Here is a 15,301-nt window from a genome sequence, read left to right as displayed (position 1 = left end):
CCGCACTACCGCTCGATGAGATCTAGCGACGCTCGTGCGGGGCCTCACCCGGGTGGAAACCACCGTGCTGGGCGGGCTCGGGCTGACCGAACGGGTTACCGCCGGGGCCGTGCTGCTGGAGCGCGGGGGTTCCGCCGGTCTGAGGGGCCATCGTCTGGAAGCCACCCGTGGTGTTCGGGTTGGGCTCGACGGACTTGCCCTCCTCGTTGAGCTCACGCAGCTGACGCTCGAAGTAGTCCTTCAGGCGGCTGCGGTACTCGCGCTCGAAGTCCTTCAGCACGTTGACCTTGTGCTCGAGCTCCTCGCGCTGCTGGACCAGGCTGCCCATGACCTGACGGTGGCGCTCCTGAGCGTCACGGTCGAGGTTCTCGGAACGGGCCCGGGCCTCACCGATGATCTGGTCGGCCTGGCGGCGCGCCTTGCCGAGGATGTCCTCGGACTCGTGGCGAGCGCGGCCGAGGGTCTCGTCCGCCTCGCGGCGGGCGTCGGAGATCGCCTGGTCGGCGGTCTGCTGGGCGAGCGCCAGGACACGGGCGGCCGTGTCCATGTTCTCCTCGCCACCCATGGCCATGTTGGCGCCGGTCATGCCCATCTGGGGCTGCGGCTGCGGCGCGGGCGGCTGAGGCTGCGGCTCGATGGGCTGCTGCGCCTGGACGGGCTCCGGGCGCATCTGCTCCATCTGCTGCGGAGCCTCGGGGGCCTGCTCCTGCGGCTGCTGGAAGTCCTGCATGCCAGCGTTGGGGACCTTGCCCCGCAGGCACTCGGCAAGCTTGCCGCGCAGTTCCTCGTTCTCCTGGATCAGTCGGTCAAGCTCAGACTCGACCTCGTCGAGAAAGGCGTCGACCTCTTCTTCGTCATACCCGGGTCGGAGCCGGGTAGTGCTGAACTGCTTGTTCCGCACATCGGCGGGTGTCAGCGGCATGTTCGTCTCCTTGGCGCGCTTGGAGTCTGTCCGTAGGGACGCTACCTGATCGTGACCTTACGGCAATCCAGATCATGACCAAGACCACATATCGGAATCAGGGGTTGTCTTTTCTGTCCCTGTTCCCCTTACGCGAAGCTCACCATCAGGCCCCTCAGAACGCTCTGAAGGATGATCACACCGAAGAAGAGGACCAGCACACTCAGGTCGAGTGCGATACTCCCCAGCCGGATCGGCTTGATGAACTTGCGCAGGAACTTCAGTGGCGGGTCGGTGATCGTGTACACGATCTCAGCGAGCACGAGCACGAACCCGGTGGGCCGCCAGGACCGGGAGAAGGACTGCACCATCTCCAGGACCACCCTCGCTATCAGCACGAAGACAAACAGCTGAAGCAGACTCAGCAGCACGAACAGGACGATACTCACGGTCGTTCCCCGACCCAATCTCTGGACAAATGTGATGGTCTAGCTCTGATTGAAGAACCCTCGCTCGGCGATCCGCGCCTTGTCTTCGGCGGTCACCTCGACGTTGGCCGGGGACAGCAGGAACACCTTGTTGGTTACGCGTTCGATACTGCCATGGAGACCGAAGATCAGGCCAGCCGCGAAGTCAACCAGACGCTTAGCGTCGCTGTCGACCATCTCGGTCAGGTTCATGATCACCGGTGTACCTTCCCGGAAGTGCTCTCCGATCGTACGCGCCTCGTTGTAGGTGCGTGGGTGGAGCGTGGTGATCCGAGCAAGGTCGGCGGTTGAGGCAGTCGTGGTCGTACCACCGCGTCGCTCACCCGTTCCCAGGTAGTCGCCGGTGTCCGTCACAGCGTCGCCTCGTGCTTCCTCGCCTCGTGGGGTGTCAGCGCCGCGGTCACGCTGCTCGTCCACGACCTCGTCGAAATCGTCGAACTCATCATATTCGTCCGCATAGCGGTGATCGTAACGGTCGTCCTCCACGAGGCCGAGGTAGACCGCCATCTTGCGCATCGCGCCGGCCATCTCATGTCCTCCGTCGTCCCCGCGGCCTTCACCGCAGCCGACTCCTCCGTCTTCGGCCCCTGTGCCCCGCGTGCGCGGGGTGTTCGCTCATTCGGGCGAACGCCACAGACAGGCCCCAAGGTCTATGTGGGGACATTACCCCACGATCGGTCCCCGAGAGCCGAGCAACGCCGTACCGAGTCGCAGGTGTGTCGCGCCTCGCCCGATCGCGGCTTCGAGGTCCCCGCTCATCCCGGCGGAGATCACTGTCGCCTGAGGGTAGCGATCCCGAATCCGCCCCGCCACCTCGTACAGACGGGCGAAGGCTTCGTCCGGATCACCGCCCAGCGGAGCTACCGCCATCACACCGCCGAGGGTGAGCGCCTCGTGCTCGGCGATGCGTGCGGCGAGCGCGGGCGCGTCGGCCGGGTCCACGCCGCCGCGCGGACCGAGGACCCCCGTCTGAGAGTCGGTGTCCAGGTTCACCTGTACCAGACAGGTCAGGCGCCGCTCGGCGGCGGCCGCACGGTCCCCCAGCGCCCGGGCCAGCTTGGCCCGGTCCACCGAGTGCACGATGTCGGCGTAGGAGGCCACCGATCGGGCCTTGTTGCTCTGCAGCTGACCGACGAAGTGCCAGGTCAGGTCCAGGTCGGCGGTCTCGGCGGCCTTGGGGGCAGCTTCCTGGTCGCGATTCTCGCCGACGTCGGTGACCCCGAGGGAAGCGAGAATACGCACGTCACTGGCGGGATAGGTCTTGGTCACGCCGATCAGCGACACCTCCGAGGGGTCGCGGTCGGCCTTGTGGCAGGCCGCCTCAATCCTGGCCCGCGCAGCCGTGAGGTTGGCGCGGATCTGCTCGGTGCGCGCGGGGTCGGTGTGTGACACGGGTGTTCCTTTTCCCTACTGACTGCTGTCGGATTCGGTGGTGTGTCCTGGGGTGGCCGTGGCCGAAAGTGGCCCCGGAGGTGTAAGGAGCCCGGGGTTCCCGGGGAAGGCCCGGGTGGCCCGGATGCTCCGAAGGTCAGAGGCGCCAGAGGAAGGAGGCGAACCTGCCGGTGGGCGCTCCCCCGCGGTGGGAGAAGAGCTCGGGGGTCTCCAGGGTGCAGCGGCCGTCGGCGGTGATGTCGGCGACCCCCGCACGGCGCAACTGGGCGGTGACGGCGGCGACCATGTCCACGCCGGGGGTGCCCCGACGGGTGGTGGCAGCCGCCTCGGGGGTGTGTTCGGCCGTCTCGGCCTGGAGCTCGGGCGGGACCTCGTAGCAGCCGCCGCAGATCGCCGGGCCGAGGAAGACGGTGATGTGATCCACACGCGCGCCCTGGTCGACCATCGTCTGAACCAGGTTGACCGCCACCCCGTTCGCGGTGCCCAGGCGCCCGGAGTGGGCCGCCCCCAGCACACCGGCTTCGGTATCGGCGGCGAGTACGGGCAGGCAGTCGGCGGCCATCGAGGCCAGGACCAGGTCCGGCCGGGTGGTGACCACTCCGTCGCAGGTGCCGACCCCGCCGGGTTCGGTGGCCACGAGCACGTCGGCGCTGTGCACCTGGTTCATCCACACGACGCTGTCGACGTCGAAACCCAGTTCCTGGGCCGCGCGTGCGCGGTTGGCTATGACCGCCTCGCGGCTGTCACCGGACCCCAGTCCGATGTTGAGCGAGTCGAACGGAGGCCGGCTCACACCGCCCTTGCGTTCGGTGACGGCTGCACGGACACCGTGCCCCAGGTCGATCAAGTTGCCCATCGGCGCGACGCGGCCCTTCCCTCTGCCCCGAGGGAGGCCTGGCGGCTGCTCCGCCGGCTCTCCCGTGGGGCGGCGACGGCCCCGCCGCAAGGGTCGGGGCCGCTGACACGTCGATGGTACCGGGGTGGTGAGGGGCTACTTGAGGAACTCCGGCACGTCCAGGTCGTCGGGGTCGTCGAAGATGACCCGGCGACGGGGCGTGGGCACCTCGCCACGGCGCTCCGAGGCGTCCGAGACCGCGTGGATGTGGCTCGGCTGGGCTTCCGGCTCGGCGGCCGGGTCCTGCTGCTCCTCGGCCGGAGCGACCTGCTGGGGCTCCGGGGCGACCGGCTCGGACTCGCTGTGGGAGACCGGGTAACCGTTGCCCTGGGCCTGCTCGGCCTGGGGCTGGGTCGGCTCGAACTCCGAACGGACCGGTTCCGGCTGGACGGGCTCGGGCCGGACCGGCTCCTGCGTCACCGCGGGCTGCACCGGCGGCATGGCGGGAGCTTCCTGGGCGGGCTGGGCCGGGCGCGACGGAGCGATCCACGGCATGCTGGTGGCCGGCGCCCCGCTCGCGTCAGCGGCGGACGGCGTCGCCTTGGCCGACGAACCCTCCCTGCCGGACGTGATGCCTGCCGTGGGGGCGACGGCCTCAGGAGGGTCCACCGGCTGGTGCTCCCGCACCACGGCTCCGGTGACCTCCGGTTCGTCGAAGCCTGCCGCGATTACGGTGACCCGAACCTCGTCACCCAGGGCGTCGTCGATGACGGCACCGAAGATGATGTTGGCCTCGGGCGCCGCGGAGTTGGCAACCAGCTGTGCCGCCTCGTTGATCTCGAAGAGTCCGAGGTCGGAGCCGCCCTGGATGGACAGCAGCACACCGTGTGCCCCGTCGATGCTGGCTTCGAGCAGTGGTGAGGAGATCGCCAGTTCGGCCGCTGCCACGGCCCTGTCGTCCCCTCGTGCCGATCCGATTCCCATCAGCGCCGATCCGGCCCCCGACATGACCGACTTGACGTCGGCGAAGTCCAGGTTGATCAGGCCCGGCGTGGTGATCAGGTCGGTGATGCCCTGGACACCGGAGAGCAGGACCTGGTCGGCCGCCTTGAAGGCGTCCAGCACACTGACCTGACGGTCCGAGATGGACAGCAGGCGGTCGTTGGGGATGACGATGAGGGTGTCGACCTCCTCGCGGAGCATCGCTATCCCCGACTCGGCCTGGGTCGCCCGCCGCTTGCCCTCGAAACCGAAGGGACGGGTGACCACACCGATGGTGAGCGCTCCGAGGGAGCGGGCGATGTTGGCGACGACCGGGGCTCCACCGGTGCCGGTCCCGCCGCCCTCGCCCGCCGTGACGAAGACCATGTCGGCCCCCTTGAGGACCTCCTCGATCTCCTCGCGGTGGTCTTCGGCGGCCTTACGGCCGACATCGGGGTTGGCGCCTGCGCCAAGGCCACGGGTGAGCTCACGGCCGACGTCGAGCTTGACGTCCGCGTCGCTCATCAGCAGCGCTTGGGCGTCGGTATTGATCGCGATGAACTCGACGCCTTTGAGCCCCTCTTCGATCATTCGGTTGACGGCGTTGACACCGCCGCCGCCGATGCCGACGACTTTGATGACCGCGAGGTAGTTCTGCGGTGCTGCCACGACGAGGGGCCTTTCCGCTCGCATACGCCGTTCCGTCTACGCGTGTGCTGGCTGTGACCAGCAGGTGCGCCGGCGGTCCGGCATCCGGTTCTTCAGTGTGCGTTTCGGTTGCCCCCGAACGGCCACCCGGTCGGGCGGCTGTCAGTGGGGGAACCCGGGGCCACCGGTACCGCTCTTCCCCTCGCCGGGCCGACCCGTGGGCCGGACCGCGGTCCGCTCTGTCGGAGCGGGGTGAGACGGTTCCTGTGTACCCCTGAAAGCGTGTTTTGCTACGTTCTTGACGTTGGTTGTGCTTCCCGACAGTAAGCGGACCGCCGGGTGCGGGCAACCGATGTTGGCCTCAGCCTAACGGCGTATAACGCAAGGAAGCGAAGTGCGCACTCGGCGCGTCGCGTCTGGAATGTCCTGGCGGGACGATCCGCTCGGAGAGCTCCGGACGCGCCAACGCCCTCGGCGCGTCCCAAATACACCCCTGAGGGGACCTTGCCCGGGATCTTCCGTCTCCTGTGCGTTCCTTGGCGCGCGCTTCACCTGACGATCGCCAGGTCGGGGGTTCCGACGTCGTAGACCCGCCCCTCCTCGGGCGGGTGCTCGCGCATCAGCACGCGCAGGACGTCGCTCTTGTCGGAGGTACCGTGCGCGTCACCCCACTCCACCAGTGAGCCGTCGCCGAGTTCGACGGTGATCTGATCGGTGTCGGTGGCGTCGATGAGCTGTATCTGGGCGATGAGGGAGTCCGGGGCCTGCTCCACGATGTCCGCGGCGGCCCGAACCGCCTCGTTGCCCTCGATTTCCCCGGTGACGCGGACCAGCGGGTGGGTTCCGGGACGGCTCGGTGAGTCCTCGATCCGCACGCCGTCGCCGTCGACCAGCCGGTACTCCTCCCCCACCCGGATGGCGAGCAGGGGACGCCGCTCGACGACCTCCACTCTGAGGGTTGCGGGCCAGCCGCGGGTCACCGTCGCGGACTCGACCAGGTCCAGGCTCTCGGCGCGGTCGCGGCCGTGGTCCAGGTCCACCCGGATCAGCGGGGTTCCCGTGTCCACCGCCACGGCAGCGACGACCTCCTCCTGTGACACCCGGTCCAGACCGCTGACGGCGACCTCGCGCACCACGAGCAGGCGCGAGCCGAGCAGCACCCACGTAACCACGCAGACCAGGGAGACGACGAGCAGTACCGCGAAGGCGACCTTCCAGGGATCCGACCCCGTGCTGTCCCCTGTCGTGGCCTGCGCCTTCTTCGTGGCCTGGGCCTTCGCCCCGTCCCGGTCAGCGCCCACGTGTGCGTGCTCCTCTAGCTGGCCTCTAGCTGGTTTCGGTACCCTCGGCGACCCGCGCCAGCTCCTCCACGATCAGCGGCCCCAGCTCGGTGACGTCACCGGCGCCCATGGTGAGGACGATGTCCCCGGGGCGGGCCAGCTCGGCCACCACGCGCACGGACTCCTGGTGGCCCGGCACGTACCGGACACCGTCGTGGGAGACCTTCGAGGTGATGATCTCGCCGGTGACCCCGGGCTCGGGGTCCTCACGGGCCGCGTAGATCTCCATCACCACGACCTCGTCGGCCAGGCTCAGGGCGGTGGCGAACTCCTCGGCGAAGATCCGGGTCCGGCTGTACAGGTGCGGCTGGAACAGCGCGACGACCCGGCCCTCGGGGATCTCCTCCCCGTTCTCCTGGGCGTCTTCGGCGAAGGAGCGCAGAGCGGCGCGCGTGGCGCGCAGGTCGGCGTCGATCTCGGTGGGGTGGTGGGCGTAGCTGTCGTAGACGCCCACGCCGTTGCCCTCGCCCTTGAGCTCGAAGCGGCGGGCGGCTCCGGCGAAGTCGGCGATGCCCTCGACAGCGACCTCCAGGTCGTGGCCGAGCTCGTCGGCGACGGCGACCGCGGCGGCGGCGTTCTGCACGTTGTGCAGCCCGGGGACGGCCAGGGTGCCGTCGATCGGGTCACCGTCGGCGGGGGTGAGGGTGAACTCGGTGGTGAAACCGCGGGGGCGAATCCGGGTGATCCGGTAGTCGGCGTCGGCGGCCTCCCCGTAGGTGAGCACCTTCTTGCCGCGTTCACGGGCCAGCCCGGCGACAGTGCGAGCGCCCGGGTCGTCGATCCCGACGATCAGGGTGCGCTCGACCCGGTCGACGAAGTTCGCGAAGTTGGCGTGGATCTCGTCGATGCCGCTGTAGTTGTCCAGGTGGTCGGCCTCGACGTTGGTGACCACGGCGATCTTGGGCGAGAGCATCAGGAAGGACCCATCGCTCTCGTCGGCCTCCACCGCAATGGCCTCGCCGACCCCGGCGTCGGCACCCAGGCCGGTGGTGACCAGCTTGCCGCCGATCACGTAGCCGGGGTCGACGCCCAGGTGCTGCAGGACCACGGTGACCATGGAGGTCGTGGTGGTCTTACCGTGGGTGCCGGAGACCGCGATGCCCTCGCGGCCCAGCAGGAGGGCGCCCAGGGCGGCGGCGCGGGGCAGGATGCGGATGCCGCGGGCGCGGGCCTCGGCGAGCTCGGGGTTGTTCTCGCGGATCGCGGAGGAGACCACAAGGGTGTCGGCCTTGCCCAGGTTCTCGGCGGCGTGGCCGACGAAGACCTGCGCGCCCATCTGCTCGAGCTCGCGCAGGGTCTCGCTGTCGCGGGCGTCGCTGCCCGAGACCTCGACCCCGGACTGCAGCAGCACGCGGGCGATGCCGGACATCCCGGCTCCGCCCAGGCCGATGAAGTGGGTACGGCCGAGCTCGTCGACGGGGACCGGGTCGGTCGGCTTGACCAGGCTCATCTCGTGTCTTTCCCGTCGTCGTAGAAGGCTTCGTCGTCGCCGTCTTCGGGCAACGGCAGTTCAGGGGTGGGTTTGTCGCCGCGGGCGATCGCCAGGACCTCGCGGGCGAGTTCGGTGTCGGCGTCGCGTCGGCCCATCCGGGCGGCCGCCTCGGACATGGCCACGACGCGGTCGGTGTCGGTGAGCAGCGGGATGAGCTGGTTGGCGATCCACTCGACCGAGACGTCGGCGTTGTCGACCGTCAGGCCGCCGCCCGCCTGGACGATGGGCTGGGCGTTCAGGGCCTGCTCGCCGTTGCCGATGGCCAGCGGCACGAACGCGCCGGGCAGGCCCACGGCCGTGAGTTCGGCACAGGTCATCGCACCGGAGCGGCACATCGCCACGTCGGCGGCGGCGTAGGCCATGTCCATGCGGTCCACGTAGGGGACGGCGACGTAGGGGATGCCGTCCTGGGTGAAGTCCTGGGGTTCGTCGGCGTTCTTGGGGCCGACCACGTGCAGGACCTGCACGCCCGCCTGACGGAAGGCCGCGGCGGCGTTGAAGGCGGTCTCGTTGATGCGCTGGGCGCCCTGGGAGCCACCGAAGATCAGCAGGGTGGGCAGGTCCGGGCGCAGCCCGAAGTAGGCGCGGGCTTTGTCGCCCATGGCCAGCCGGTCCAGCGAGGTGATCTGCTGGCGCAGCGGAATGCCGATGAAGCGGCCGTTGCGGATCTGGGTGTGCGGGTGCCCGGTGAACACGTGCGGGGTCAGCCGCGCGCCGAGCCGGTTGGCCAGGCCCGGGAGGGGGTTGGCCTCGTGCACCACGATGGGGAGCTTGCGGCGCCGGGCCGCCAGGTAGCCGGGAGTGGCCACGTAGCCGCCGAAGCCCACGATGACGTCGGCCTGGAGTTTGTCCAGCTGCTCACCCGCGGCGCTGAGCGCGCCCGCGAGCTTGCCGGGGACCGTGAGCAGCTGCGGGGTGAGCCGACGCGGCAGGGGGACCGCCGGGATCAGACCGAGTTCGTAGCCGCGCATGGGCACCAGCCGGGTCTCCAGACCCCGCTCGGTGCCCAGGCAGAGGATCTCCGTGTTGGGTTCGATGCGCCGGAGCGCGTCCGCCAGGGAGAGTGCGGGCTCGATATGCCCGGCCGTGCCGCCTCCGGCTAGGGCTACCCTCATCGTCGCCGATTCCTCCTTGGCCGGTCACCAGCCGGGACCGGTCCGCTGTTGTTCTTGGCCGTGGTCTTGGCACCAACCTTGCTGCCGCGCTCCTGCGACTTGCGCGGGGCACGCGGCGCGGTGGTGCGCTTGGAGGACGCCGAGCCGCTCCGATTCTGGACGGAAGCGACGATGTTCTCCAGGCCAAGCCAGCTTAGAGCCCTTTGGACCCAACTGGGACCCCGGGCCGCCAGGGCCTTCTGTGCCTGGGGCTCCTGGCGGGCGATGGCGAGCAGCACTCCGAGCGCGATCATTGTGGGGATGAGCGCCGAACCACCGTAGGAGACCAGCGGGAGCGGGATTCCGGTGACCGGGACCAGGCCGATGACGGCGGCGATGTTGATCATGGCCTGGCCGAGGATCCAGGTCACGATGGCGAAGGCGGCCAGCCGCGAGAAGGAGTCCTTGACGCGGTAGGCCACGCGCAGCCCGGCGTAGCCGAGCATGCCGAACAGTCCGAGCACCAGGAGGGTGCCAATGAGACCGAACTCCTCGCCGATGATGGCGAAGATGAAGTCGGACTCGGCGAAGGGGAGGAACCCCCACTTCTCCCGGCTGGCGCCGATGCCGACCCCGAAGATCCCGCCGGTGCCCAGGGCGTAGAGGCCGTGCAGGGACTGGAAGCCGGAGCCGCTCGGATCCGCGCCGGGGTCGAGGAACGCCGTGATGCGGGTCATCCGGAAGGGTTCGATGGCGATGACGATCCCGGCGAGGCCGAGAACGAGTCCGAACATGCCCAGGAAGAGCCGCCCGGGGGCGCCCACGACCCACAGCAGGCCCAGGAACACGAGCAGCAGGACCAGTGTGGTGGACAGGTCCGAGCCGAGCAGGACGAGCAGCACGAGCAGACCGCAGCCGGGCAGCAGCGGGATGAGCAGGTGCCGCCACTCGGTGAGCTCCTTGAGCTCCTCCTTGCGGGCCAGGGTGTTGGCGCCCCACAGGGCGAAGGCCAGCTTGGCCGGCTCGGAGGGCTGGATGAGCAGGCCGCCGACCTCCAGCCAGCGGATCGCGCCGTTGACCTCGGTGCCCTGGAAGGCGGTGAGGAGCAGCAGCGCCACGGACAGGATCATCGCCGGGTACCCGACCATGCGGAAGACCCCCAGCGGCAGCTGGGAGGCGATCACCATCAGCGGCAGGCCGATCATCGCCGCCACCAGCTGGCGCTGGAACACGGAGAAGGCTGAGCCGGTCTCGGTGATGGAGTTGACCATCGTCGAGGACAGCACCATCACCAGTCCCAGGGCGATGAGCATGACCCCGGTACTGAGGATCAGGTAGTAGGAGGTGAGGGGGCGGTCCAGGGACCGGGCCCACTCACGCCAGAGCGCCCGTTCGCGCCCGCCGGTCGCCGTGCGCGCCCTGGAACGGGACACCCCGGGCACCGTTGTCGTCGCCGCCATCCACATCCTCCGCCCGATTCGCGCCTCAATCCTTGCGTACCGGCGGGTTCGGAACCGTGGACATTTTCCGCGTGTTGGCCATCTTTGGCCGGGCGTGGGGGTGCTAAACGACACACGGAAGGCCACCCGCGCACCGAATGTGACGCAGGAGTGGCATTCCGTTACCTAGTGCTATCTTTGGGCCTCCGCCCACCCGTCGCCCGCCACCACCCTCAACGGACGCCTCCGCGCAGTTCTTCGCTGCAATCCCACCTCCGGCACCTCCAAAACCCTGCCAGCGCCCGAACGAAAAACTAAAGTCGATGGACGGCGTCCGAGAAGAAGCGGCCGCGCTCCGGGTAGTTGGTGAACATGTCCATGGAGGCGGCGGCCGGGGCCAGCAGCACGGTGTCGCCCTCCTCGGCCAGGGCGGCGGCCCGGGCGACCACAACGTCCATCACCGTGTGCCCGGCCGGGGCGTCCGGCTCGGGGCCCTCCACCTCCACCACCGGCAGGTCCGGGGCGTGCTTGGCCAGGGCCTCGCGAATGCGCTCGCGGTCGGCGCCGATCAGCACCGCCGCGCGCAGGCGGCTCGCGGCACCGGAGACCAGGTCGTCGACCTCGGCGCCCTTGAGCAGACCGCCCGCGATCCACACCACGGAGGCGTAGGAGTTCAGGGAGGCCGCGGCGGCGTGCGGGTTCGTGGCCTTGGAGTCGTCCACGTAGTCCACGCCCGCGACCGAGGCCACGTGCGCGATGCGGTGGGGTTCGGGCACGAAGGCGGCCAAACCGGCCTTGATCGAGGCCGGGGCGACCCCCACCGAGCGGGCCAGGGCGGCGGCGGCCAGGGCGTTGGCGACGTTGTGCGGGGCGGCCGGGCGCACGTCGCCCAGGGTCGCCAGCTCCTCGGCGCTGCTGTGCAGTTCGGCAACAAAGGCACGGTCCACCAGTAGGTCCTCGACCACACCGAGCTCACCGGTGCGGGGCGTGTCCAGGCGCAGCCCCACCACGGGGGTGTGCGGGTCGCCGTCCTCCTCGGCCAGGCGGACGGACCAGGCGTCCGCGGTGTTGACCACGCGGATGGTGCCTCGGGCGAACACCCTGCCCTTGGCGCGGGCGTAGGGGTCGAGCCCGCCGTGCCAGTCCAGGTGGTCGGGGGCGACGTTGAGGACGGTGGCGGCGTGCGGGCGCAGGCTGTTGGACCAGTGCAGCTGGAAGCTGGACAGCTCCACGGCGAGGATGTCGTGAACGTGGCCGTCAAAGTCGGGCTGCACGGCGTCCACGATGGGGGTGCCCACGTTGCCGACGGCGAGGGCGTCACGGCCGTCCGCGCGCAGGATGGACTCCAGCATGCGCACGGTGGTGGTCTTGCCGTTGGTGCCAGTGATGGCAAGCCACACCTGGTCGGCGGGCTTGATCCGCCAGGCCAGCTCCACGTCCCCGATGACCTCGATACCGGCCTCGGCGGCGCGGGCCAGGAGCGGGGAGTCGGGGCGCCAGCCGGGCGAGGTGACCACGAGGTCGCAGTCCTCGGGCAGCGGGGTGTCGCCCAGGACGACCTCGGCTCCGGCCTCGGTCAGGGCGGCGGCCACCGGTCGGGTGGTGTCGTCGTCACGGCCGTCGACGACGACCACCCGGGCTCCCCGGGCCAGGAGTGCCCTGGCGACGGGGGGCCCGGAGACACCCAGACCGGCGACGCAGACCCGCGCGCCCGCGAAGGGGTTGTCGTTCCCCACGGGCGCGGGGGTCTGGGAGGTGTCGGAAGGATGGTGGTGCGGCATGCCTCTAGCTTGGCATCCATTCCAGGTAGAAGAGTCCGATGGCGATCGCCATGAACAGACCCTGGATGATCCAGAACCGGATGACGATGGTGGTCTCGGCCCAGCCCTTGAGCTCGAAGTGGTGCTGGAGCGGCGCCATACGGAACACCCGTTTGCCGGTGAGGCGGAACGAGGTGATCTGGATCATCACGGACATGGTGATGATGACGAACAGACCGCCGATGAGCAGCAGCAGGAGCTGGGTGCGGGTGGTGATGGCCAGACCCACGATGAGGCCGCCCAGGGCCAGCGAGCCGGTGTCGCCCATGAAGATTTTGGCGGGCGGGGCGTTGAACCACAGGAAGCCGATGCACGAGCCGAGCACCGCTGAGGCCACCACAGCCAGGTCCAGGGGGTCGCGGACCGTGTAGCAGCTGGAGGTGAGGGCCTCCACGCAGGACTGGCGCAGCTGCCAGTTGCCAATGATGACGTAGGCGGCCAGCGACAGGATGACCGCGCCGGTGGCGAGGCCGTCCAGACCGTCGGTGAGGTTCACCGCGTTGGAGAAGCCGACGATGAGGAACAGCGCCCAGATGATGAACACGCCGAGCATCAGCGGGGGGCCGAAGTCGCGGAGGAAGGACAGCTGGGGGGCGGCTGGGGTGTAGCCGTACCCGTTGGGGAACTGGGTGACGCCGTAGGCGAAGCCGACACCGACGATGGCCTGGCCGATCATCTTCGCGCCACTGCGCAGACCCAGGCTGCGGCGCTTGTAGATCTTGATGAAGTCGTCCAGGAAGCCGACACAGCCCATGCCGACGAACAGGAACATCACCAGCAAACCGGAGGCCGTGGGCCCGGAGGCGGTCGGCTGGATCAGCCACAGCACCAGGTGGGAGCCGAAGTAGCCCACCACCGCGCCGAGGATGATGACGATACCGCCCATGGTGGGCGTGCCCTGCTTGGTCTTGTGACCCTCGGGGCCGTCGTCGCGGACCTCCTGGCCGAACTTGAACCGGTACAGGAGCTTGATGAGCGGCGGCATCAGCACCATGGAGATGATCAGCGAGAACGCCGCCGCTATGGTGATGCCGATCACTGGACATCACCCTTGGTGATGAGGTCGATGACCCTTTCGAGCGCAGCCACGCGCGATCCCTTCACAATGACAACGTCTCCTGTACGCATCCGGTCGCGCACCGCGTCGGCTGCCGCCTCCGCGTCGGGAACCCGGATGGTCTCACCGTCCCAGCGCCCCTGCCGTGCGGCGCGTTCGGCGCCGACGGCGATCCCTTCGGCCGCCGTACCGACCACGACCAGGTGGGCCACGCCCGTCCGGGCGGCCAGCTCACCCACGCTCTCGTGTTCGGCGTGGCCGTCATCGCCGAGCTCCGCCATGTGGGCGAGCACCGCGATGGACCGGCGGTCCCGGGCGAGCGCGCCCAGGGTGGTCAGCGCCGCCCGCATCGATTCGGGGTTGGCGTTGTAGGCGTCGTTGACGAGGGTGGCACCGCGGTGTTCGGTGACCTCCATCCGCCAACGGCTGACCGGGGTCGCCGCGCCAAGGGCGGCGGCGATGTCTTGGATGTCCATGCCGAGGTCGTCGGCGACGGCCGCGGCGGCCAGCGCGTTGCTGACCTGGTGGGCGCCGACCAGTCCCAGCTCGACCCGGGCCGTGCGGCCGCGCAGGTTGAGCGTGAAGGACGGGGCGCCGTTGGCTCCGATGACGACGTCGGTGGCGCGCACCTGGGCGTCCTCGGCGATGCCGTAGAACACCACGCGGGCGTCGGTGCGCGTGTGCATGGCGCGCACCAGCGGGTCGTCGGCGTTGAGGACGGCCACGCCGCCCTCGCCGCGCCGGTCGCTGCCGGGTAGCAGGCACTCCACCAGCTCGCCCTTGGCCTTGGCGATGGCCTCACGGCCACCGAACTCGCCCATGTGGGCGCTGCCGACGTTGAGGACCACGCCGATCCGGGGCGGGGCCACGCGGCACAGGTACGCGATGTGCCCGATGCCGCGGGCGGCGACCTCCAGGACCAGGTTCTTGGTGCCGGTGTCGGCGCGGAGCACCGTGAGCGGGTGGCCGATCTCGTTGTTGAACGAGCCGGCGGGCGCCACGGTGGGTCCGGTGCCGCTGATGACCTGGGCGATGAGGTCCTTGGTGGTGGTCTTGCCGGAGGAGCCGGTGACCCCCACGACCTCGGCCGCGGCTGTCCCGCGCGCGGGGTCGCTGAGTTCGATGGCCACGTGCCGGGCCAGGCGGGCCAGGGCCGCTAGGACCTCGTCGTCACCGCCGTCCACCAGCAGGTGGGGGGCGTCGACCGGGCGCGAGGCCAGGACCGCGACCGCTCCGGCCGCCGCGGCGGACTCGGCGAAGTCGTGTCCGTCGACCCGTTCACCGCTCAGGGCGACGAAGAGCGCTCCGGGCGCCACCTGTCGTGAATCGATGACGACGGGGCCGTCGACGACGGCGTCGGGGCGCGCTGATCCGCCGATGGCGGTTTGGGTGATCTCAGCGATCCGATCGAGCGTGAGCGCGATCAAATCCACTCCTCATGTCAGGCCCGGCCCACGGCGCCCCAGGGGCATTGGCCACCCGGCCTCGGGTTCGGGTCAGGGGATGGCACCGCGGATACCGTGCGCGCGGTGCCGCGCCGGGCTTCACCACGATGACCGGCCGGTGCCGGGTCGTGGGCGCGACCGTGGGCGGCACGTGTCGGGCTGCGATTGCCGGACCTACCTTAGAACATGTTGGGGCGTCTGGGGTCCCAGCGGGGCCCTGCGCAGAGCAATATGCTCCACTTCGTGATCGACGGCGGGTCCGGTACCGGCGATCCGTGCACGTCGGCAGCGTGCGCACCACCGGGACGCGGCCTGGGGCCGCGTCCCGGAAAGCGGACGGCACCGCGTGCGGCGCGTCTTACGGTGTGT

Annotated in this window: 13 protein-coding genes; all 13 read right to left on the bottom strand. The window is 69.8% G+C overall.

Annotation, left to right across the window (positions count from 1 at the left end):
• Nucleotides 1-22: 22 nt before the first annotated feature.
• The 13 genes from D457_RS0106270 to D457_RS0106210 all read right to left on the bottom strand — a co-directional run bounded on the left by D457_RS0106270 (nt 23) and on the right by D457_RS0106210 (nt 14,914).
• Entirely contained in the window at nt 23-922 is a 900-nt protein-coding gene (locus tag D457_RS0106270; RefSeq protein WP_017579793.1) for a DivIVA domain-containing protein, read from the bottom strand.
• 128 nt (nt 923-1,050) lie between these two features.
• On the bottom strand, nt 1,051-1,350 hold the full coding sequence (locus D457_RS0106265) for a YggT family protein (RefSeq protein ID WP_017579792.1): 300 nt from the start codon (nt 1,348-1,350) through the stop codon (nt 1,051-1,053).
• Between the two features lie 39 nt (nt 1,351-1,389).
• Nucleotides 1,390-1,917 (bottom strand): cell division protein SepF, encoded by a 528-nt coding sequence (locus tag D457_RS0106260; protein ID WP_017579791.1) that lies wholly within the window; start codon nt 1,915-1,917, stop codon nt 1,390-1,392.
• Nucleotides 1,918-2,052: 135 nt separating this feature from the next.
• Nucleotides 2,053-2,781 carry a YggS family pyridoxal phosphate-dependent enzyme gene (locus D457_RS0106255; RefSeq protein ID WP_017579790.1) on the bottom strand — a complete coding sequence of 243 codons (729 nt, stop codon included), beginning with the start codon at nt 2,779-2,781 and terminating at the stop codon, nt 2,053-2,055.
• Nucleotides 2,782-2,917: 136 nt separating this feature from the next.
• Nucleotides 2,918-3,637, bottom strand: a complete 720-nt coding sequence (pgeF, locus tag D457_RS0106250; protein WP_017579789.1) for a peptidoglycan editing factor PgeF — start codon at nt 3,635-3,637, stop codon at nt 2,918-2,920.
• A 135-nt stretch (nt 3,638-3,772) separates the two neighbouring features.
• Entirely contained in the window at nt 3,773-5,266 is a 1,494-nt protein-coding gene (gene ftsZ, locus D457_RS0106245) for a cell division protein FtsZ (protein ID WP_017579788.1), read from the bottom strand.
• Nucleotides 5,267-5,793: 527 nt separating this feature from the next.
• Nucleotides 5,794-6,546, bottom strand: coding sequence for a cell division protein FtsQ/DivIB (locus D457_RS0106240; RefSeq protein WP_017579787.1), 753 nt, complete (start codon nt 6,544-6,546; stop codon nt 5,794-5,796).
• Nucleotides 6,547-6,571: 25 nt separating this feature from the next.
• Nucleotides 6,572-8,035: a UDP-N-acetylmuramate--L-alanine ligase gene (gene murC / locus D457_RS0106235; protein WP_017579786.1), complete on the bottom strand. Its 1,464-nt coding sequence runs from the start codon at nt 8,033-8,035 to the stop codon at nt 6,572-6,574.
• Entirely contained in the window at nt 8,032-9,192 is a 1,161-nt protein-coding gene (gene murG / locus D457_RS0106230; protein ID WP_017579785.1) for an undecaprenyldiphospho-muramoylpentapeptide beta-N-acetylglucosaminyltransferase, read from the bottom strand. The genes murC and murG overlap by 4 nt, the downstream gene beginning before the upstream one ends.
• A complete protein-coding gene (gene ftsW / locus D457_RS0106225; RefSeq protein WP_026116389.1) occupies nt 9,189-10,631 on the bottom strand; it encodes a putative lipid II flippase FtsW in 1,443 nt (480 codons plus the stop codon). Before ftsW ends, murG begins: the two co-directional genes overlap by 4 nt.
• A gap of 293 nt (nt 10,632-10,924) precedes the next feature.
• Nucleotides 10,925-12,391 (bottom strand): UDP-N-acetylmuramoyl-L-alanine--D-glutamate ligase, encoded by a 1,467-nt coding sequence (gene murD, locus D457_RS0106220; protein WP_017579783.1) that lies wholly within the window; start codon nt 12,389-12,391, stop codon nt 10,925-10,927.
• Between the two features lie 4 nt (nt 12,392-12,395).
• The gene (mraY, locus tag D457_RS0106215) at nt 12,396-13,469 is read right to left on the bottom strand and encodes a phospho-N-acetylmuramoyl-pentapeptide-transferase (RefSeq protein WP_017579782.1); all 1,074 of its coding nucleotides are present in this window, start codon (nt 13,467-13,469) and stop codon (nt 12,396-12,398) included.
• Nucleotides 13,466-14,914, bottom strand: coding sequence for a UDP-N-acetylmuramoyl-tripeptide--D-alanyl-D-alanine ligase (locus D457_RS0106210; RefSeq protein ID WP_017579781.1), 1,449 nt, complete (start codon nt 14,912-14,914; stop codon nt 13,466-13,468). The genes mraY and D457_RS0106210 overlap by 4 nt, the downstream gene beginning before the upstream one ends.
• Nucleotides 14,915-15,301: the final 387 nt, after the last annotated feature.

The organism is Nocardiopsis valliformis DSM 45023 (genome assembly GCF_000340985.1).
GTDB lineage: Bacteria > Actinomycetota > Actinomycetes > Streptosporangiales > Streptosporangiaceae > Nocardiopsis > Nocardiopsis exhalans.
Note: the sequence above shows the minus strand (reverse complement) of the source record. Positions and strands in the feature narration are given on the sequence as shown.

Coding starts and splice junctions, on each gene's coding strand:
- D457_RS0106270 (WP_017579793.1), bottom strand. CDS start 922: ATGCCGCTGACACCCGCCGATGTGCGGAACAAGCAGTTCAGCACTACC.
- D457_RS0106260 (WP_017579791.1), bottom strand. CDS start 1,917: ATGGCCGGCGCGATGCGCAAGATGGCGGTCTACCTCGGCCTCGTGGAG.
- pgeF (WP_017579789.1), bottom strand. CDS start 3,637: ATGGGCAACTTGATCGACCTGGGGCACGGTGTCCGTGCAGCCGTCACC.
- murC (WP_017579786.1), bottom strand. CDS start 8,035: ATGAGCCTGGTCAAGCCGACCGACCCGGTCCCCGTCGACGAGCTCGGC.
- murG (WP_017579785.1), bottom strand. CDS start 9,192: ATGAGGGTAGCCCTAGCCGGAGGCGGCACGGCCGGGCATATCGAGCCC.
- ftsW (WP_026116389.1), bottom strand. CDS start 10,631: ATGGCGGCGACGACAACGGTGCCCGGGGTGTCCCGTTCCAGGGCGCGC.
- murD (WP_017579783.1), bottom strand. CDS start 12,391: ATGCCGCACCACCATCCTTCCGACACCTCCCAGACCCCCGCGCCCGTG.